This window comes from Sphingobium sp. FG11, assembly GCF_057809915.1.
Window position 1 is genome coordinate 30,683 of sequence record NZ_JBMDKW010000009.1, and the last position, 17,565, is coordinate 48,247.

At 62.2% G+C, this 17,565-nt stretch carries 17 protein-coding genes; 13 read left to right on the forward strand and 4 right to left on the reverse strand.

What is annotated here, in order from left to right:
* Nucleotides 1-12 precede the first annotated feature (12 nt).
* Both lipA and ACODSN_RS09580 read left to right on the forward strand, forming a co-directional pair.
* Nucleotides 13-948, forward strand: a complete 936-nt coding sequence (lipA, locus tag ACODSN_RS09575) for a lipoyl synthase (RefSeq protein WP_489054925.1) — start codon at nucleotides 13-15, stop codon at nucleotides 946-948.
* Nucleotides 949-951: 3 nt separating this feature from the next.
* Nucleotides 952-1,428 (forward strand): type II toxin-antitoxin system RatA family toxin, encoded by a 477-nt coding sequence (locus tag ACODSN_RS09580; RefSeq protein WP_489054926.1) that lies wholly within the window; start codon nucleotides 952-954, stop codon nucleotides 1,426-1,428.
* On the opposite strand, the gene ACODSN_RS09585 is transcribed toward ACODSN_RS09580, so the two are convergent.
* Nucleotides 1,374-1,892: a CinA family protein gene (locus ACODSN_RS09585; RefSeq protein ID WP_489054927.1), complete on the reverse strand. Its 519-nt coding sequence runs from the start codon at nucleotides 1,890-1,892 to the stop codon at nucleotides 1,374-1,376. The two genes, ACODSN_RS09580 and ACODSN_RS09585, sit on opposite strands and share 55 nt — an antisense overlap.
* A gap of 3 nt (nucleotides 1,893-1,895) precedes the next feature.
* Nucleotides 1,896-3,083 (reverse strand): bifunctional 2-C-methyl-D-erythritol 4-phosphate cytidylyltransferase/2-C-methyl-D-erythritol 2,4-cyclodiphosphate synthase, encoded by a 1,188-nt coding sequence (locus ACODSN_RS09590; RefSeq protein WP_489054928.1) that lies wholly within the window; start codon nucleotides 3,081-3,083, stop codon nucleotides 1,896-1,898.
* Nucleotides 3,084-3,175: 92 nt separating this feature from the next.
* On the opposite strand from ACODSN_RS09590, the gene dusB reads away from it, so the two are divergent.
* The 7 genes from dusB (at nucleotide 3,176) to hflX (ending at nucleotide 12,538) form a co-directional block, all read left to right on the forward strand.
* On the forward strand, nucleotides 3,176-4,210 hold the full coding sequence (dusB, locus tag ACODSN_RS09595; protein ID WP_489054930.1) for a tRNA dihydrouridine synthase DusB: 1,035 nt from the start codon (nucleotides 3,176-3,178) through the stop codon (nucleotides 4,208-4,210).
* Nucleotides 4,207-5,316: a two-component system sensor histidine kinase NtrB gene (locus tag ACODSN_RS09600; RefSeq protein ID WP_489054932.1), complete on the forward strand. Its 1,110-nt coding sequence runs from the start codon at nucleotides 4,207-4,209 to the stop codon at nucleotides 5,314-5,316. Before dusB ends, ACODSN_RS09600 begins: the two co-directional genes overlap by 4 nt.
* Nucleotides 5,316-6,758, forward strand: a complete 1,443-nt coding sequence (ntrC, locus tag ACODSN_RS09605) for a nitrogen regulation protein NR(I) (protein WP_489054933.1) — start codon at nucleotides 5,316-5,318, stop codon at nucleotides 6,756-6,758. Before ACODSN_RS09600 ends, ntrC begins: the two co-directional genes overlap by 1 nt.
* 149 nt (nucleotides 6,759-6,907) lie before the next feature.
* Complete coding sequence (locus ACODSN_RS09610) at nucleotides 6,908-9,163, forward strand: sensor histidine kinase (RefSeq protein WP_489054935.1); 2,256 nt, start codon at nucleotides 6,908-6,910, stop codon at nucleotides 9,161-9,163.
* Nucleotides 9,153-10,523: a nitrogen assimilation response regulator NtrX gene (gene ntrX, locus ACODSN_RS09615; protein WP_489054936.1), complete on the forward strand. Its 1,371-nt coding sequence runs from the start codon at nucleotides 9,153-9,155 to the stop codon at nucleotides 10,521-10,523. Before ACODSN_RS09610 ends, ntrX begins: the two co-directional genes overlap by 11 nt.
* A gap of 134 nt (nucleotides 10,524-10,657) precedes the next feature.
* A complete protein-coding gene (gene hfq, locus ACODSN_RS09620) occupies nucleotides 10,658-11,140 on the forward strand; it encodes an RNA chaperone Hfq (protein ID WP_489054938.1) in 483 nt (160 codons plus the stop codon).
* 63 nt (nucleotides 11,141-11,203) lie between these two features.
* Nucleotides 11,204-12,538 (forward strand): GTPase HflX, encoded by a 1,335-nt coding sequence (hflX, locus tag ACODSN_RS09625; RefSeq protein WP_489054939.1) that lies wholly within the window; start codon nucleotides 11,204-11,206, stop codon nucleotides 12,536-12,538.
* A 34-nt stretch (nucleotides 12,539-12,572) separates the two neighbouring features.
* Here the strand turns inward: hflX and mazG are convergent, their stop codons facing one another.
* The gene (gene mazG, locus ACODSN_RS09630) at nucleotides 12,573-13,361 is read right to left on the reverse strand and encodes a nucleoside triphosphate pyrophosphohydrolase (protein WP_489054941.1); all 789 of its coding nucleotides are present in this window, start codon (nucleotides 13,359-13,361) and stop codon (nucleotides 12,573-12,575) included.
* A gap of 202 nt (nucleotides 13,362-13,563) precedes the next feature.
* On the opposite strand from mazG, the gene ACODSN_RS09635 reads away from it, so the two are divergent.
* The 3 genes from ACODSN_RS09635 to ACODSN_RS09645 all read left to right on the forward strand — a co-directional run bounded on the left by ACODSN_RS09635 (nucleotide 13,564) and on the right by ACODSN_RS09645 (nucleotide 15,335).
* A complete protein-coding gene (locus tag ACODSN_RS09635; RefSeq protein WP_489054943.1) occupies nucleotides 13,564-14,304 on the forward strand; it encodes an NADPH-dependent F420 reductase in 741 nt (246 codons plus the stop codon).
* A gap of 74 nt (nucleotides 14,305-14,378) precedes the next feature.
* Nucleotides 14,379-15,050 carry a glutathione S-transferase family protein gene (locus ACODSN_RS09640; RefSeq protein WP_489054944.1) on the forward strand — a complete coding sequence of 224 codons (672 nt, stop codon included), beginning with the start codon at nucleotides 14,379-14,381 and terminating at the stop codon, nucleotides 15,048-15,050.
* A gap of 102 nt (nucleotides 15,051-15,152) precedes the next feature.
* Nucleotides 15,153-15,335 carry a hypothetical protein gene (locus ACODSN_RS09645; RefSeq protein WP_489054946.1) on the forward strand — a complete coding sequence of 61 codons (183 nt, stop codon included), beginning with the start codon at nucleotides 15,153-15,155 and terminating at the stop codon, nucleotides 15,333-15,335.
* 6 nt (nucleotides 15,336-15,341) lie between these two features.
* Here the strand turns inward: ACODSN_RS09645 and ACODSN_RS09650 are convergent, their stop codons facing one another.
* Entirely contained in the window at nucleotides 15,342-16,493 is a 1,152-nt protein-coding gene (locus ACODSN_RS09650) for an alpha-hydroxy acid oxidase (protein WP_489054948.1), read from the reverse strand.
* A gap of 170 nt (nucleotides 16,494-16,663) precedes the next feature.
* Here ACODSN_RS09650 and ACODSN_RS09655 point away from each other — a divergent pair, with 170 nt between their 5' ends.
* The gene (locus ACODSN_RS09655; protein ID WP_489055089.1) at nucleotides 16,664-17,563 is read left to right on the forward strand and encodes an LLM class flavin-dependent oxidoreductase; all 900 of its coding nucleotides are present in this window, start codon (nucleotides 16,664-16,666) and stop codon (nucleotides 17,561-17,563) included.
* Nucleotides 17,564-17,565 lie beyond the last annotated feature (2 nt).

Genomic DNA, 17,565 nt, shown 5'->3' on the forward strand with positions numbered 1-17,565 from the left:
TATCTGGAGCGCATGACCGATATGACCGCGATCCCCGCACCGGCGAAGCCCGAACGCCCCCGCAAGCCCGACTGGATCAGGGTGAAGGCCCCGACAAGTCCGGGCTTCAACGAAACCCGCAAGCTCATGCGGGAAAAGGGGCTGGTGACGGTCTGTGAAGAGGCGGCATGTCCCAATATCGGCGAATGCTGGACCAAGAAACATGCGACGGTCATGATATTGGGCGATGTGTGCACGCGCGCCTGCGCCTTTTGCAACGTCAAGACCGGCATGCCCCGCAAGGTGGACGTGAACGAGCCGCAAAATCTCGCGGATGCCTGCGCGGAAATGGGGCTGGAGCATATTGTGATTACTTCGGTCGATCGCGATGACCTGCCCGATGGCGGCGCGTCGCAATTCGTCAAGGTGATCGAGGCGCTGCGCCGCACGACGCCCGGCACGACCATCGAAATATTAACCCCCGACTTCCGCAACAAGCATGAGCGGGCGGTGGAGATGATCGTTACGGCCCGGCCGGACGTGTATAATCATAATCTGGAAACGGTGCCCCGGCTCTATCCGACGATCCGGCCCGGCGCGCGCTATTATGCGTCGCTGCGTTTGCTCGAATCGGTAAAGCGACTCGACCCGTCGATCTTCACCAAGTCCGGCATCATGTTGGGGCTAGGGGAGGAGCGGCTGGAAGTGCATCAGGTGATGGACGACATGCGATCGGCCGACATCGATTTCCTGACGATGGGGCAATATCTGCAACCCACGCCCAAACATGCCAAGGTGATTGAGTTCGTCGCCCCGGCCGGGTTTGCCGCCTATGGCTCGATTGCGCGCGCCAAGGGGTTTCTTCAGGTGGCGTCCAGCCCGCTCACGCGCTCAAGCTATCATGCAGGCAAGGATTTCGCGGAAATGCGCGCCGCGCGCGAAGCTAAGCTGGCCAAGACCGCCCGCTAGGCCATGCCCACGCATCATGAGACGCGGCATCTGCCCTATACGCCGACGCAGATGTTCGATCTGGTCGCGGACGTCGCCGCCTATCCGCAATTCCTGCCCTGGGTGAGCGCGATCCGGGTTCGATCCTCCGGTGAGACCGAGATGGTCGCCGACATGATCGTCGGGTTCAAGGGGATCAAGGAGAGCTTCACCTCTCGCGTGGTCAAGCACCGGCCCGACAGCGTGCGCGTCGATTATCTCGACGGGCCGCTCAAGCATCTCCACAATCTCTGGGCGTTTCGCGATGACGGGCATGGCGGCGTGCTGGTTGATTTCGAGGTGGAGTTCGAATTCAAGAATCGCCTGTTCGAAATGCTCGCCGGCCAGATGTTCGACAAGGCGTTGCGCAAGATGATCGGCGCGTTCGAGGATCGGGCCGCCGCGCTTTACGGCGCGGGGGCGTCGGGCAGCAGCAGTTCGAGCGCGCACAACGCCGCCTGAAGGCGAACGCCGGCCCGGCCATTATCCTCGAAATGATGCATGTCCGCGACCACCTTGTCAGGACTGCCGCCCCGTTCCGCCCGGGCGAACACGACGGTTCCCACCGGCTTTTGCTCCGATCCGCCACCGGGTCCGGCGATGCCGGTGATGGCGACGGCGACATGGGCATGGCTTTTGACCAGCGCGCCCTGCGCCATCGCCCAGGCTGTCGCGATCGACACAGCGCCAAAGGTCTCCAGCACATCCTGCGAAACTTTGAGCAGTTCGACCTTCATCTCGTTGGAATAGGTCACGAAACCCGCCTCGAAGACATCGGACGAGCCGGCGATTTCGGTGAGCGCTGCGGACACGAGGCCGCCGGTGCAGCTTTCCGCCACGGCGACGGTGCGACCGGCGCGACGGTTGGCGATGATGACGCGCTCGGCCAGTTCGACCAGTTGCGGGTTGAGGATGGTGTCAGGCATGGCTCAGGATAGCGCGGGGAGGGAGAGGCTGGCAACCGCCTGCGCGGCGATCCCTTCGCGCCGTCCGGTAAAGCCCAGACCTTCGGTGGTTGTGGCCTTCACGCTGACACGGTTGGTCGTGATTCCCAATATCCCAGCGATCCGGGCGCGCATGGCGTCGCGATGCGGGCCGATCCTGGGTGCTTCGCAGATGATCGTCAGGTCGAGATGATCGATCCGGCCGCCGCGCGCCGCGACCCGATCACCGGCATAACGCAGGAATTGCGACGAATCCGCGCCGCGCCACTGCGGATCGCTGGGGGGAAAGTGACTGCCGATATCCCCTTCCGCAAGTGCCCCCAGGATGGCGTCGACCAGCGCGTGGAGCGCGACATCGGCATCGCTATGGCCCGCAAGCCCCTGATCGTGGGGGATGAGAAGGCCCCCTAGCCATAAAGGCGCGCCGGGGACGAGGCGATGAACATCATAGCCCATGCCGACGCTGGTCCGCATGCACGCGGCGAGACGCGCCTCTGCCCGTTCGAAATCCTGGGGGTAGGTCAATTTCTCAAGTCCTTCGTCGCCAGCTACGAGCATGACATCATGACCCGCAGCTTTCAGGATTTGCGCGTCGTCGGTCGCTTCATCGGCCGGGTTCCAGGCGCGGTGCGCCGATAATATGGCGTCGAAGCGGAACGCCTGGGGCGTCTGCACGCGATACAGGCCTGTGCGATCCACCGCTTCCCCGGCGTGGCCACCAACCCCATGCAACAGCGTGTCGATGACCGGCAGGACCGGAATGGCGCCGACGCCGCTCCCCAGCGCTTCGATCAGCCGGTCGACAACTTCGTGCGGCAGGAACGGACGCGCCGCATCATGAATGAGGATGTTCGCAGCGCCGCCTGACGCAGCGATCGCCTCCAGTCCCGCGCGCACCGAGCCGCAGCGGCTGTCCGCGCCGGCAATGAACCCTGCGACGGGAAGCGCGCCGACTAGCATTTGCGCTTCGGCCTGCTGTCCGTCGCTTACGACGATATAGAGCGCGTCGATGGCGGGATGCGCCGCCAGCGCCTCGGCCGCATGGGCGATCACGGCTTTATCGCCCACCAGCCGGAACTGCTTGGGACGGTCTCCGCCTGCGCGGCTGCCCTGTCCTGCTGCCATCAGCAGTGCAACCGTCCTGTCATTGCCCATTGTCATATCGCGCCGCATAAACGAGCGATGCGCCGCCCGCCAGTGGCTGCGTCTTGCCGCAGCGCGTGATTCCGGCTAATGCCTGCCTGTTTTTTAGGCAATCAGGTTTCATGCGCAGGCTTTCCCCTATCTCCATCGGTCCGGTGACGATCGACATGCCGGTCGTGCTGGCGCCGATGACGGGCGTCACCGACATGCCCTTTCGCACGCTGGTCCGGCGCTATGGCTCGGGCCTGAACGTCACCGAGATGATCGCGACGGCGGCGATGATTCGCGAGACCCGGCAGTCGCTGCAAAAAGCCGCCTGGCATCCGCTGGAAGAGCCGGTTTCGATGCAGCTCGCCGGCTGCTCGCCGCAGGAGATGGCGGACGCGGCCAAGCTGAATGCTGATCGCGGCGCGGCGATCATCGACATCAATATGGGTTGCCCGGTCAAAAAGGTCGTGAACGGCGATGCCGGAAGCGCGCTGATGCGCGACCTGCCGCTCGCCGCCGCGCTGATCGCCGCGACGGTCAAGGCGGTGGACGTGCCGGTGACGGTCAAGATGCGCATGGGATGGGACCATGCGAGCCTGAACGCGCCCGAACTCGCGCACATTGCCGAGGATTTGGGCGCGAAGCTCATCACCGTGCATGGTCGCACCCGCTGCCAGATGTACAAGGGATCGGCTGACTGGGCTTTCGTGCGCAAGGTGAAGGATGCGGTCTCCTTGCCCGTGATCGTCAATGGCGATATTTGTTCGATCGAGGATGCCGATACCGCGCTTGACCAGAGCGGCGCGGACGGCGTGATGATCGGACGCGGGGCTTATGGTCGGCCGTGGCTGATCGGTCAGGTCATGCACTGGTTCGCCACCGGCGAGCGCTTGCCCGACCCGTCGCTGGAAGAACAATATCGCGCCATCATCGGCCATTATCGGGCGATGCTGGATCATTATGACCTTCATACCGGCGTCAATATGGCTCGCAAGCATATCGGCTGGTATACCAAGGGGCTAACGGGATCGGCCGAGTTTCGTCATGCGGTAAATCAGGAACCTGACGGCGCGCGCGTGCTGGAGATGCTGGCGGGTTTCTACGAACCTCTGATCGCGGCAGGAGAGGCGGTCGAGGCCGGCCCGACCGAGGCGCTCAGGGCGGCATGACCATGCCAGCGGTTTCCGTCCCGCCGCTTCGGTTGCAGCAGGACGGACCCTCTCTGTCGGATCAGATGACGGCCCTGCCGGTCGCCACCCTGATCGTCCGGCCCGACAACAGCATCGCCGACGCGAACGTCACGGCGGAAACCTTGCTCAACATGGCGCGATCGGCGATCGTCGGCAGCGACGTGTCGCGCACGATCCGCATCGCCGAAATGGGCGCGCGTTTCGATATCTGGCATAATAACAAGCCGATCGCGGCTTATGACATCAAGGTCCATGTCGGCCGCATGGCGGAGATGGAGATCGATCTGATGATCGCGCCGATTTCCGATCATGAAGGCTGGCGCGTGGTGACGATCCATGCCCAGAGTCAGGCGCGCCAGATCGGTCATCGCGGCACCGCCGGCGGTGCGCGATCGGCGATGGGCGCGGCGGCGATCCTGGCGCATGAGATCAAGAATCCGCTATCCGGCATCCGGGGCGCGGCGCAGCTGCTCGAATCGGGCAATGGCGGGCGCGATGTCGCGCTTACCCAGCTCATCTGCAACGAGGTGGACCGCATTGCTGCCCTGATCGACAGGATGCAGGATTTCACGACCGATCTTCATCTGGAATGCGGACCGGGCAATATCTATCCGCTGATCGACCGGGCGGCCCATGTCGCGGCCGCAGGCTTTGCGCGCAACATACGGATCATCAAGCGCTACGACCCGTCCCTGCCCTTTGCGAACATCAATGACGATGCGCTGGTGCAGGTCATGATAAACCTTCTCAAAAATGCTGCCGAAGCACTTGAGAATGTGGAAAATCCCTGCATCCGCGTGGAAACCGCTTTCCGCCACGGCGTCTCGGTCGTCGTCGGTGATGGCAAGGGCAGTTCGGTTCTGCCGATTGAGATATTGGTGATCGACAATGGTCCGGGCGTGCCCGAACATATTCTCGATCATCTGTTCAACCCGTTCATCACGGGCAAGCGCGACGGGCAGGGGCTGGGGCTTGCGCTGGTCGACAAGCTGGTGCGCGACATGAACGGCTTCGTTCAATATTCGCGCGATCAGGAAGCGGGCGAATCCACCTTCCGCATATTACTGTCGATGGGGATGGGCTGATGGGCGTCGCGGGTGCAATCCTGGTCGTGGACGATGATCCCGCGATCTGCGTCGTCGTCGGCGAAGCGCTGCGGCGGCAGGGCCATCGGGTCAAGACGGCAGCCTCGATCCGCGAGCGGGCGGCGCTCATTGAAAGCTTCGCGCCCGACGTTCTGATCACCGACGTCATGCTACCCGATGGTGACGGGCTGGAGGGTGTCGCCAGCATATTGGAGCATCGGCCCGACCTCAACGTCATCGTCCTGTCCGCGCAGAATACGCTTAACACGGCGATTCGCGCGACCGAGAAGGGTGCGTTCGAATATCTGCCCAAGCCGTTCGACCTCAACGAACTGACTCGCGCGGTCGCGGACGCGCTCGGGACCCGGCTCAACCGCGAGGAACTTGCCGATACGGGCTTGCCCCATGACGGGTTGCCGCTGGTGGGGCGTTCGCCGGCGATGCAGGAGGTGTATCGCACCATCGCCCGCGTCCTCTCCAACGACCTCAGCATATTGGTGCTGGGGGAGTCGGGTACGGGCAAGGAACTGGTGGCGGAAGCGATCCATAGCCTTGGCCAGAGGCGGACCAAGCCGTTCGTCGCTATCAACATGGCGGCGATCCCCCGCGAACTGATCGAAGCCGAATTGTTCGGTTATGAAAAGGGCGCCTTTACCGGGGCGCAGGTGCGCACCGCCGGCAAGTTCGAGCAGGCGCAGGGCGGCACGCTGTTCCTGGACGAGATCGGCGACATGCCGATGGAGGCGCAGACGCGGCTGCTGAGGGTCCTGCAATCGGGCGAGGTGACGACGGTGGGCGGCTCCAAGCCGGTACGCGTCAACGTGCGCATCATCGCCGCGACCAACAAGGATTTGTCGCAGTTGATCGAGGACAACCGCTTTCGGCAAGATCTATACTACCGCCTCAATGTCGTTCCTATCGCGCTGCCGCCCTTGCGCGAACGGCGGGAGGATGTGGTTCTGCTGGCGCGCCATTTCCTCGATCGGGCGGCGCAGGACGGACTTCCGCGCAAGGCGCTGGCGGAAGATGCGGCGCAGTTGCTGATGGCCTATCATTGGCCCGGCAATGTGCGTGAGCTTCAGAATTTGATGCAACGGCTGGCTGTCCTGAGCCGTGAAAATGTGATCGCCGCCGATATTTTGCGCCATGCCCTGCCGCTCGACGCCATGCCGCTCGATCATGGTGTGACATCCGACCAGTTGGCCCATGCCGTCCGCGAATGGACGAAGCGCCAGCTGGGTGTCGGTCTCCTCCAGCCCAATTGCAGCTTGCACGAGGATTTGCTCGCGATGGTGGAGCCGGTGTTGCTGCAGGAGACGCTGGCCAGCGTGGACGGCAACCAGATCCGGGCCGCCGGGCTGCTGGGGATCAATCGCAACACGCTGCGCAAGAAGCTCACTGATTATGGGCTGGATCCCATGCAATTGCGCCTGAACGACTGACAGCTGCTTTCAACCGCTGGTCGGATCGTCGCGGAAACGGGTCCACGTAGCCCGTTCATCTGACGTTTCACTGCGCATTTTATAGTTGAGACGCAGTGCGCCCGATACTGTGGTTTTATTGCGCCCGACCTTGTTGTAAGAAAGCCACTATGGCGACTGCGGAACTGCCCCCTCAACACATTACCGGATGGCGCGCCCGGCTGCCTCCGTTTTTGCGAGGGGGCAGGCTGGCGCCGGTTATCGAGGGCGTTACGCTCATTCTCTTCCTCGCGATTGCGGGTGTCACCTATCGCCTGCTGTCGGGGCAGGTCCAATCCTACACGCTGCTGACGCCGCCTATCGTGGCGCTGTTGCTGGTAGCCAACCTCGTCCCGGCCATTGCGTTGCTGGTGCTGTTGGGTCGCAGGGTGGCGAAGCGGCGTGCGACTCAGTCGGCGATCGGCAGCGACGGCCAGTTGCACGTTCGGCTCGTCGCGATTTTTTCCATCGTCGCCAGCGTGCCGATGCTGCTGGTGGTGATCTTCGCGTCGCTGTTGTTCCAATATGGCGTGCAATTCTGGTTTTCGGACAGTGCGCGCGGCATGCTGCAAAATGCCAGCGATCTGGCGCGTGGCTATTATGAACAGAATTTGCGCGAGGTCGGCGACGAAACCGTCACCATGGCGAGTGACCTGCGCGACTATCTGAACCAGTCGAAGGTATCGAGCCCGCGTTTTGCCGAGGGCTATATCTATCAGGTCGTCACGCGGAAGCTCAATCGATCCGCCATCATCGAGGTTGGCTCGGATGGTGTTGCCCGCACGGCCGCCACCGTCGACCCCGACAGCCGCCCCGCCGCAGGCCTGTTATCGCCCGCCGTCGTCAAGCGGCTCGAGGCGGGGGAGAATGTCGTCGTTCAAGCGAAACCCAAACAGATCGAGGCGGTGACGCTGCTTTATCCGGGCGCCAAAATCTATCTCTATGCGACCCGCGACTCCGGGTCCTCCGCGTTCAGCAATGTCGAGCGGGCGCAGAAGGTGTTGGCCGATTACGACCTGTTCGCGGCCCAGTCGCGCGCGTTGCAGTTGCGCTTCAACATGGCGCTGTTCGTGGGATCGCTGTTGCTGGTCGGCATTGCGGTCTATATCGCGCTCGCCGTGGCGGACTGGATGGTCCGTCCGGTCAACGAGCTGGTGAACGCTGCCCGCCGGATTACGGCGGGCGACCTGTCGGCGCGGGTGACCAGTTCTCCCGCCCGCGACGAAATCGGCACGCTGGCATCGGCGTTCAACCGCATGACCCAGCGGCTGGAGGCGCAGACCGGGGCGCTGGTGGCCGCCAACAGCCAGTTGGGCGAACGCCGCGCCTTTATCGAGGCTATCCTTTCGGGCGTCACCGCTGGCGTGCTGTCGGTCGATCATGACGGCGTCATTCAGTTGCTCAACAGTTCTGCCGCGGCTATTTTGGCGGCGGAGGGCGACGATCCGGTCGGGCGCAGGCTGGCCGAAGTGTCGGACGAACTGGCCGAACTGGTCGCGGGCGGGGAGAGCGCGGGCATCGTCCAGCTGCGCGTGCAGGGCGATATCCGCACCCTGGCGGTCAAGGTGTCGCACGACGCATCCCGTCATATCCTGACCTTCGACGATATCACGCAGCAGCTTTCGGACCAGCGGCGCGCGGCCTGGTCCGACGTCGCAAGGCGGATCGCGCATGAGATCAAGAACCCGCTGACGCCGATCCAGCTTGCGGCGGAACGGCTGCAACGCCGTTATGGCGAGGAGGTGACGAGTGACAAGGCGACCTTCACTCGCCTGACCGGCACGATCGTTCGTCAGGTGGCCGATCTTCGGCGGATCGTGGATGAATTTTCCTCCTTCGCCCGTATGCCGAAGCCGGTATTCCGGCGCGAAGGGGTGGAGGATATCGCCCGCCACGCGCTCTTCCTGCATGAGGTCGCGCACCCGGACATCAAGTTTGATTTTCGCATCGATACGCAGGATACGGAGATGGTCTGCGATCGGCGGCAATTGGGTCAGGCGCTGACCAATATCGTCAAAAACGCCGTGGAATCGATCGAGACCCGGCCCGCCACCGAGGACGGTCAGCCGCGCGGACATGTTGCCATGGCCCTGCGTCTCGAGGATGAGCAACTGATCATTTCGGTCCGCGACGACGGCATTGGGCTACCGCCCGAGCGCGAAAGAATTCTCGAACCTTATATGACGACGCGATCCAAAGGTACGGGTCTTGGCCTCGCCATCGTCAAGAAGATTGTGGAAGAACATATGGGTGACATCCGGCTGGAGGATGCGGAGGGCGGGGGCGCGTGCGTCACCCTGCGCTTCCCCGTCGCCGCGCTGGAAAAGCTCGAAGAAGGACAGGTTATCGCCTTGTCGAAGGGAAAAGTGACGGCCAATGGCGCTTGATATTCTGATAGTCGATGACGAAGAGGACATTCGCGATCTGGTCGCGGGCGTGCTGGAGGATGAAGGCTTCACGGCGCGCACGGCGGCGCACAGCGACGGCGCGATCGAGGCGCTGGATGCACGGCGCCCCTCTCTGGTCCTGCTCGACGTCTGGTTGCAGGGGTCGAAGATGGACGGGCTGGAACTGCTTGATGAAATCAAGCGGCGCGACCCGACGATCCCGGTGCTGATGATTTCGGGCCATGGCAATATCGACACCGCGGTCGCCGCCATCCGTCGTGGCGCAGCCGATTTCATCGAAAAGCCGTTCGAGGCCGACAGGCTGCTCCATCTCGTATCGCGCGCGACCGAAACCGAGCGGCTGCGTCGGGAAAACCAGGTGCTGCGCGCGCGCTTCGGGCAGGATGACGAACTGACGGGGACGTCAGCGTCCATCAACGGGGTTCGCGCAACCATCAAGAAGGTTGCGGGCACGGGCAGCCGTGTGTTGATTTCCGGGCCGGCCGGCGTCGGCAAGGAAATCGCCGCGCGTATGCTGCATAGCTGGAGCGGGCGCGCCGACGCGCCATTCGTGGTCGTGGCGGCCGCCCGGATGGACCCGGACCGCGTCGAGGATGAGCTTTTCGGCGTCGAGGACCCTAGCGGGCTCGTGCGTCCGGGCTATCTGGAACAGGCGCATGGCGGCACGCTCTATATCGATGAAATCGCCGACATGCCGGTCACTACCCAGGGCAAGATCCTGCGCGTGCTGACCGATCAAAGCTTCACGCGCGTCGGCGGACAGCGGCAGGTGAAGGTCGATGTTCGGGTCATATCCTCGACCGCGCGCGACCTGACGATGGAGATCGAGGAGCGGCGCTTCCGCGAGGACCTCTTCTATCGCCTCAATGTGGTTCCGCTCGCCATTCCGCCGCTTGCCGAGCGCCGCGACGACATTCCGCCCCTGGTCGAACATTATCTCGCCCGCTTCGCCGCCGAACGCCGCGTTCCCGCGCCTGAAATCGCGAGCGATGCGCTGGCTGCGTTGCAGGCCAATGAATGGCCGGGCAATGTCCGGCAATTACGCAATGTGATCGAACGGACGATGATCCTGGCGCCGGGCGACCGGATCGGACGAATCGAACTGGACATGCTGCCGGTCGAACTGACCAGCAGTGGCGGCGAGGGGGTAGGCCAGTCGGCGATCATGGGTGCGCCGCTGCGCGAGGCGCGGGAAAGTTTCGAGCGGGAATATCTGCGCATTCAGATCCGGCGCTTTTCCGGCAACATCTCGCGCACAGCGACCTTCATCGGCATGGAGCGTTCTGCGCTGCACCGCAAACTCAAGCTGTTGGGCATCACCGACGGAAAAGATGGCTAAGTCGCGTTCGGGATAGACGTGTGTTCGCAACTGCGATATGAATGACCAGCCTTCGACAAGCGGAGGCAGGCAAGACACCCTGCCCAGGGGTGCAAGAGCGGGTAACGTCCCGCCAATAAAGGAACGGCAGCATCATGGCCGACAAAGTGAACAACCTTCAGGATATTTTCCTGAACAACCTGCGCAAGACCAAGACCCCGGTGACCATGTTCCTGGTCAAGGGCGTGAAGTTGCAGGGCATCATCACCTGGTTTGATAATTTCTCCGTGCTGCTGCGCCGCGACGGCCAGTCGCAGCTGGTGTACAAGCATGCCATTTCCACGGTCATGCCCGCACAGCCCATGGACCTGGGCGAATTGCGCAAGGCGGGTGACGGCGGCGGCCGATCCAAACTGCTCCAGGAAATCTTCCTCACCGCCGTGCGCAAGTCCGGCAGCCCGGTCACGATGTTCCTGGTGAACGGCGTCATGCTTCAGGGCGAGATCGCAGCGTTCGATCTGTTCTGCATGCTGCTCGAACGCGACGGCATGGTTCAGCTGGTCTACAAGCACGCCATTTCGACCGTCCAGCCACTCCACGCGCTCGATCTGACCGGCGAGAACGAGCAGGACGACTGATCCTGATTCGCTTCCGGTCCGCTTTCGGGTGGACCGGAGGGCGAACGGATGCGTTAAGCGCCCATGGCCATTTTCAATCGCGATTCGGATGATGAGGTTACGCGCGGCACGCGCGCCGTTGTCGTTCATGCCGAAACCCATGGCGCCGATCGCCGCGACAGTGACGCCCGGCTGGAAGAGGCGAGAGGCCTCGCGCTGGCCATCGGCATCGACGTGCGCGCGGCGCAGGCTTTCCGCGTGCGCGATCGCAAGCCGGCGACGCTGTTCGGTAGCGGGCAGGTGGATAGCATCGCGACGCTGGCGCAGGCCGAGGAGGCCGAACTGGTCATCGTCGATAATGCGCTCAGCCCGGTCCAGCAAAGCAATCTGGAAAAGGCCTGTCAGACCAAGGTCATCGATCGGACCGGCCTGATCCTCGAAATTTTTGGCGAGCGGGCCGCGACCAACGAGGGGCGGCTTCAGGTCGAACTGGCGCATCTCGATTATCAGGCCGGACGGCTGGTACGCAGCTGGACCCACTTGGAGCGGCAGCGCGGCGGTTTCGGATTTCTCGGCGGGCCGGGTGAAACCCAGATCGAGGCCGACCGCCGGATGATCCGCGATCGCATGGCGAAGATCCGACGCGAACTGGATCAGGTGACCCGTACCCGCGGGCTGCATCGTGCCCGGCGGCAGCGCGCGCCATGGCCGGTGATCGCTCTCGTCGGGTATACCAATGCGGGAAAATCGACGCTGTTCAACCGGCTGACCGGGGCCGATGTGATGGCGGAGGATCTGCTGTTCGCAACGCTCGATCCCACCATGCGTCAAATCGCGTTGCCCGGTCTCGACAAGGCAATTCTGTCCGACACGGTGGGCTTCGTTTCCGATCTTCCGACCCAGTTGATCGCGGCTTTTCGCGCGACGTTGGAGGAAGTGCTGTCCGCCGACCTGATCGTCCACGTTCGCGATATCGCTCATCCCGACAGCGAAGCGCAGCGCGACGATGTCATGGACGTATTGGGCGAACTGGGCGTCGCCGGAGAAGCCGCCTACGCCCGCGATGGCGAAGCGGCTGATCCGCCCCCGATTATCGAAGCTTGGAACAAGCTCGACTTGCTCGACCCGGACGGGGCGGCGCGCATCAATGAACTGGCAGCCCGGCGTGATGATGTCGTCATCCTGTCGGCCTTGACCGGCGCGGGCGTAGATGGGCTTCAGCGCGCCGTCAGCACCCATCTGACGGCGGGTGCGCAGGTCCAGACGCTCCGCGTGCCGATGTCCGACGGTGCCGCGATCGCCTGGCTGCATGAACATGGCGAAGTGATGGGAAGCCGCGTCGACGGGGAGGATTCGCTACTGGATGTGCGGCTGTCGGATTCCGCGCTCGCCCGTTTTCTCAAGCGCGAGCGGCCTTAGCCCATTCGCCAGCCCTGCGGAGACTTAGCACGGATCAGCCTGCCTTATTAGCTTCCCGCTTAACCCGTCGCCATAGCGATTCCTTGTCGTCTAGCGACAGGTCTTGGAAGGTCTCTGCGGCGATTGCTTCCATCGCCCTGAAACGCATCTCGAACTTCGTATTGGCCGCCCGGAGCGCAACTTCCGGATCGACCTTGAGATGGCGCGCAAGATTGACGACCGCGAACAGCAGATCGCCGACTTCCTCTTCGCGCTCGGAGGGAGAAGCGGCTGCCGCGAGCTCGTCCATTTCCTCATGGATCTTGGCGACCGCGCCAACCGTGTCGGGCCAGTCGAAGCCAGTACGCGCGGCGCGCTTCTGAATCTTTTCCGCACGGAGCAGTGCGGGCAGAGCACGGGCGACGCCAGCAAGGGCGCTCGGGTCCGGTTCCTTTTCGGCGCGCTCAGCTGCCTTGATGGCTTCCCACTGGCCCGCGCCGCCTATTGCCTGCGCTTCCCTATCGAAGACATGGGGGTGTCGGCGGATCATTTTCGCGGTGATCCCGTCGATCACGTCCTGTAATGTAAAATGCCCTGTCTGCTGCGCCATATGGCTGTGGAATACCACCTGAAGCAGCAGATCGCCCAGTTCGTCGCGCAGCGCCGCCATGTCATCGCGCTCGATCGCATCCGCGACCTCATAGGCTTCCTCGATCGTATAAGGAGCGATCGACCGGAAATCCTGAGCTGTGTCCCAGGGACAGCCATTTTCGGGATCGCGAAGGCGCGCCATAATCTCGGCGAGCGGCATGACATCGGCGGGAAGGGCACTATTATCGCGCATGACAACCTGAATTTTTGAACGGGCCGGTAATCGATAGCGATTTGCCCGCATGCCTGCCAGTCCCGCAGCGCGCAAAGAGTGAATCCGTTGAGCCCTGCAAGATTTAGGATAGCCGTGCGTTGGAGGCGGCGCGGCGCTTGAAGAACCTTATGGCCAAGCTTAGATAATGATCCGTCTTCCCATCATAATATAGGAAAAAGCGATGAAAATCGGCATTATTGGCGCTGGAAATATTGGATCTAGCGTCGCCCGCAACCTCGCTGGGGCAGGTCATGAGGTTCGGGTCGCGGACGCGCAGGGACGCGATGCCATTCGCGAGAAAGTCGCGGACGCCGGTGCCACCGCGGTCGAGCTGGACGATGTGATCAAGGACGTCGACGCGGTTGTTATCTCTATCCCGACCCTCGCTATCCCCGAACTGGCAGGTCTGCTTCAGGGCGTCTCTCCCGATGCCACGATCATCGACACGGGCAACTATTATCCGTTCCGTGATGGTTCGGTCGAGGAACTGGAGGCCGGCAAGCCGGAGAGCGTCTGGGTAAGCGAGCAAATCGGCCGGCCGGTCATCAAGGCGTTTAATGCCGCCCTTGCTCACACCCAGGCGGCCAGAGCCTTGCCCAAAGGCAGCGCAGGCCGGATCGCGATGCCGGTGGCGGGCGATGATGCGCGTGGCAAGGCGATCGCCATCCAGTTGGTCGATGATGCGGGCTTCGATCCGGTCGATGCTGGCAGCCTCGCCGAGTCCTGGCGTCAGCAGCCCGGCACGCCTGCCTATTGCACCGAACTCAACCGGGAGGAGCTTCAAAACGCCCTGACCCTCGCCAACAAGACCGAAGCGCCGAAATATCGCGAAGCATTGATCAAGGAAGTTTTCGCAAAGGCCGACAGCCTGACTCATGACGATATCATTGCGCTAAACCGGGCGGGAACGGCGCCCGCCTAAGCATCAAAGCCTCGTCGAGGGCGACCGTCATGAAGATGGTCAGCCCTCGGCTGAGGACGCGTCAGGGGGGCAGGATGACGATTACCATCACCGTATTTCGTCGGTCTCCCGATCGTGGTCGTGGGCTGGCGCGCGATATGCCGGTTCGCTGGGCGCTTGAAGAGGTGGGGCGGCCTTATGACGTCCGTCTGATATCGTTGGCAGAGCTGAAGCAGCCAGCTTACCGGGCGCTCAACCCATTCGGTCAAATCCCCGCTTATCAGGAAGATGACCTTACCCTCTTTGAATCAGGAGCAATCGTATCGCATGTCGCGCAGCGGCATGGCGGGCTTTTGCCGGAAAACCCCGATGCGCGGGCTCGGGCGGTCATGTGGATGTTCGCCGCGCTTAACACCATGGAGCCGCCCATCGTCGATTGGGGGATGGCCAGAATGCTGGACCGCAAGAAGAGTTGGTTCGCCGATCGCCTGCCCGGTCTGGAGGAGCGCGTCCAGGGCCGGCTGGGCGAATTATCCCAACGACTCGGCGAAGCTGACTGGCTTGACGACGATATATTCAGTGCAGGCGATTTGATGATGATCGCTGTGCTGCGCCGGTTGGGCGGAGGCGACATGCTAACCCGTTATCCCAATCTGCTGGCCTATGTCGCCCGCGGAGAAGCGCGACCTGCCTTTAAACGTGCTTTTGCAGGTCAATTGGCGGTGTTCGAAGGCGCGCATGGGGCAACCGATACAGGCTCATCCTGAGATTGCGTGCCGGCCCCGCCGGAAGTCCAGACATTTTCCTTTCATATGTGAAATCCTTGGCACTCAAGCGGTTGTCGTCGGTTAAGTGATTGGGAGAACGCCATGCGCGACCGAATTATTGCCGTCGGACTGCTGAGTGAGCGAGACCTGGAAATGTTGGGACGCCAGTTCACACGGCATTTCCCCTTGCAGGAAAGTGACGATTTGTTCGCCGATCTGCTCGCAAAGCTTGACCATGTGACCGTTAAACCGTCAGTACGCGGTAAGCCTCACCGCAACGACTGATTGCAGTTAGTTGCGCTTTCGTAGCTGGCTGTTGTTGAGTTGATCGATTCTGGTCACCCCCATTAGGCGCATCCCGCGTTCGATCTCGTCCTTCAGAAGTCCAATCGCACGTTCCACGCCAGCTTGGCCTGCTGCGGCGAGCGCATAGAGATAGAGTCTGCCGCCAGAGGCGCAATCAGCCCCCGCTGCCAGCGATTTTAATATATGGGTGCCGCGCCGTACTCCACCGTCGCAGATGATCTCGATCTCACCGCCAATAGCGTCGACGATTTCGGGCAATTGGTCAAAAGGCGCCCTGCTGCCGTCGAGTTGGCGCCCGCCATGGTTGGATAGCATGATCGCATCCGCGCCGATTTCGACGGCACGTCTGGCGTCGCCCGCACTCATGATACCTTTGAGACAGAATTTTCCGCCCCAGCTTTCGCGCAATTCCTCCGCCATTTTCCAGTCGATGGACGGGTCGAGCATGCCATTGATGTAGTCGGCGACCGAAACCGGCTTGTCCGTGCCCTCTCGAACATGGGTGTCCAGATTGGGAAGCGCGAATTTTTCGCGGAACAGATAATCGAGCGCCCAACGTGGTTTGATCGCGTAGGATAACGCAGATGATAAGGTGAAGCGTGGCGGCGAGGTGAAACCGCTTCTGGCACAACGTTCTCGCCTGCCGGCCACGATCGTGTCAACAGTGAGGGCGATCGCATCGAAATTGGCCGCTTTGCATCGCTCGAGCATGGAGCGGTTCAGGCCGCGATCCTTGTGATAGTAGAATTGAAACAGTTTGGGACCCGTAACCATCGCGGACACTTCCTCGATGCTCACGGTCGAAAGGCTGGAAACGCTGAACCACAAACCGAATTTCTCGGCAGCTTTCGCCACCGCGCGCTCACCCTGCCAATGGAATATGCGCTGGAGGGCCGTTGGCGAGAGGATGAGCGGCAGCGCGCTCTTGCGCCCGAGGATAGTGACAGAGCTATCTATTTCCGCGACGCCGGCCAGCACATTGGGCACAAGGTCAAAATCATCATAGGCGGCCGTATTGCGTGCCTTGCTGCTCTCGTCATCCGCGCCGCCATCGATATAATCAAATACCGGCCATGGCAGCCGCTGTTTGGCGAGACGCCGAAAATCATCAATATTGTGGCAATCATCCAATCGCATGACGCTGCATAATCGCGTCGAATTGTTCGCGCAACGGCTTTACCGATAGGCATAGTTTCTGACGGGGCTTCTGGTAAATTTTGTATATTGATAGGGATGGGGTGCTTTGGGGCTATGCCCCCTCTCTGTTTCGGCTTGCTAGCCTTTGGAAGGACTGTGGAATGACGAGGATGCCAGGTTTTGGAACGGGCGTATCGTCGGTTATCGGGCATCGAAGGCAGATCATAGATCTTGCTGGCGAGATTGAGCGGCGGGGATTTTCCCTTATTTCCTGTCCGAGCAGCGGGGATTGCGTGGCGATGGCCCAATCTATCCTGCATGCGACCGGATCGATCGCCGTCATGGCCGCGGTGCAGCCGATCTATCATCGCCTGCCTTTGTCGCTCGCGGAAACGGGGGCGCATATCCATGAAGTAAGTGGCGGACGATTTCGTTTGGGGATCGGGGTGGGGCATGCCCTGTCCAACAAATCCTACGGGATCGAGCCGGGTCGGCCGCTTGAGGATTGCCGCGCTTATGTGGCCGCTCTGCGCGCCGCAGCGGAAGGGAGCGGGCCGCAGCCGCCGATCGTGATGGCGGCGCTTCGCGGCCGGATGTTCGACCTTGCGGTGGAAATCGCCGACGGGGTCGTCACCTCACGCGCCTGCCGCATGCACCTTGCGGCTCGGGTCGCCCGCATTCCGGCCGAGCGCCGTGATGCGGGTTTTATCGTCGCCAATTCCATTCCGACCGTCATCGATGACGATCCCGCGGTCGCGCTGGAGGTCATCCGGCAGAGCCAGGCCTTTTATGTCGGGCTGGAAAATTATCGCAATTACTGGCGGTCTGTCGGCTATGTCGAAGAGATGGACGCCGTGGAAGCCGCCCTGGCTCGGGGCGAGCAGGACCGGGTGCCCCAATTGCTGAGCGAAGCCTGGCTCAGGAACATCGCGCTTTTCGGGACGCCCTCGACGGTGCGGGACGGTATCGAGGCGCTGTTCGACATCGGCGTCATGCCCATCCTCAGTCCCGTGTTGAGGGAGGCAGGCTCCACCAGCCATTATGCGAATATTTTTGCGCTATATGACTAAGA

Bases quoted from the DNA above. Each gene is read 5' to 3' on its own strand.
- lipA (WP_489054925.1), top strand. From the start codon at position 13: ATGACCGATATGACCGCGATCCCCGCACCGGCGAAGCCCGAACGCCCC.
- ACODSN_RS09580 (WP_489054926.1), top strand. From the start codon at position 952: ATGCCCACGCATCATGAGACGCGGCATCTGCCCTATACGCCGACGCAG.
- ACODSN_RS09585 (WP_489054927.1), bottom strand. From the start codon at position 1,892: ATGCCTGACACCATCCTCAACCCGCAACTGGTCGAACTGGCCGAGCGC.
- ACODSN_RS09590 (WP_489054928.1), bottom strand. From the start codon at position 3,083: ATGCGGCGCGATATGACAATGGGCAATGACAGGACGGTTGCACTGCTG.
- dusB (WP_489054930.1), top strand. From the start codon at position 3,176: ATGCGCAGGCTTTCCCCTATCTCCATCGGTCCGGTGACGATCGACATG.
- ACODSN_RS09600 (WP_489054932.1), top strand. From the start codon at position 4,207: ATGACCATGCCAGCGGTTTCCGTCCCGCCGCTTCGGTTGCAGCAGGAC.
- ntrC (WP_489054933.1), top strand. From the start codon at position 5,316: ATGGGCGTCGCGGGTGCAATCCTGGTCGTGGACGATGATCCCGCGATC.
- ACODSN_RS09610 (WP_489054935.1), top strand. From the start codon at position 6,908: ATGGCGACTGCGGAACTGCCCCCTCAACACATTACCGGATGGCGCGCC.
- ntrX (WP_489054936.1), top strand. From the start codon at position 9,153: ATGGCGCTTGATATTCTGATAGTCGATGACGAAGAGGACATTCGCGAT.
- hfq (WP_489054938.1), top strand. From the start codon at position 10,658: ATGGCCGACAAAGTGAACAACCTTCAGGATATTTTCCTGAACAACCTG.
- hflX (WP_489054939.1), top strand. From the start codon at position 11,204: ATGGCCATTTTCAATCGCGATTCGGATGATGAGGTTACGCGCGGCACG.
- mazG (WP_489054941.1), bottom strand. From the start codon at position 13,361: ATGCGCGATAATAGTGCCCTTCCCGCCGATGTCATGCCGCTCGCCGAG.
- ACODSN_RS09635 (WP_489054943.1), top strand. From the start codon at position 13,564: ATGAAAATCGGCATTATTGGCGCTGGAAATATTGGATCTAGCGTCGCC.
- ACODSN_RS09640 (WP_489054944.1), top strand. From the start codon at position 14,379: ATGACGATTACCATCACCGTATTTCGTCGGTCTCCCGATCGTGGTCGT.
- ACODSN_RS09645 (WP_489054946.1), top strand. From the start codon at position 15,153: ATGCGCGACCGAATTATTGCCGTCGGACTGCTGAGTGAGCGAGACCTG.
- ACODSN_RS09650 (WP_489054948.1), bottom strand. From the start codon at position 16,493: ATGCGATTGGATGATTGCCACAATATTGATGATTTTCGGCGTCTCGCC.
- ACODSN_RS09655 (WP_489055089.1), top strand. From the start codon at position 16,664: ATGCCAGGTTTTGGAACGGGCGTATCGTCGGTTATCGGGCATCGAAGG.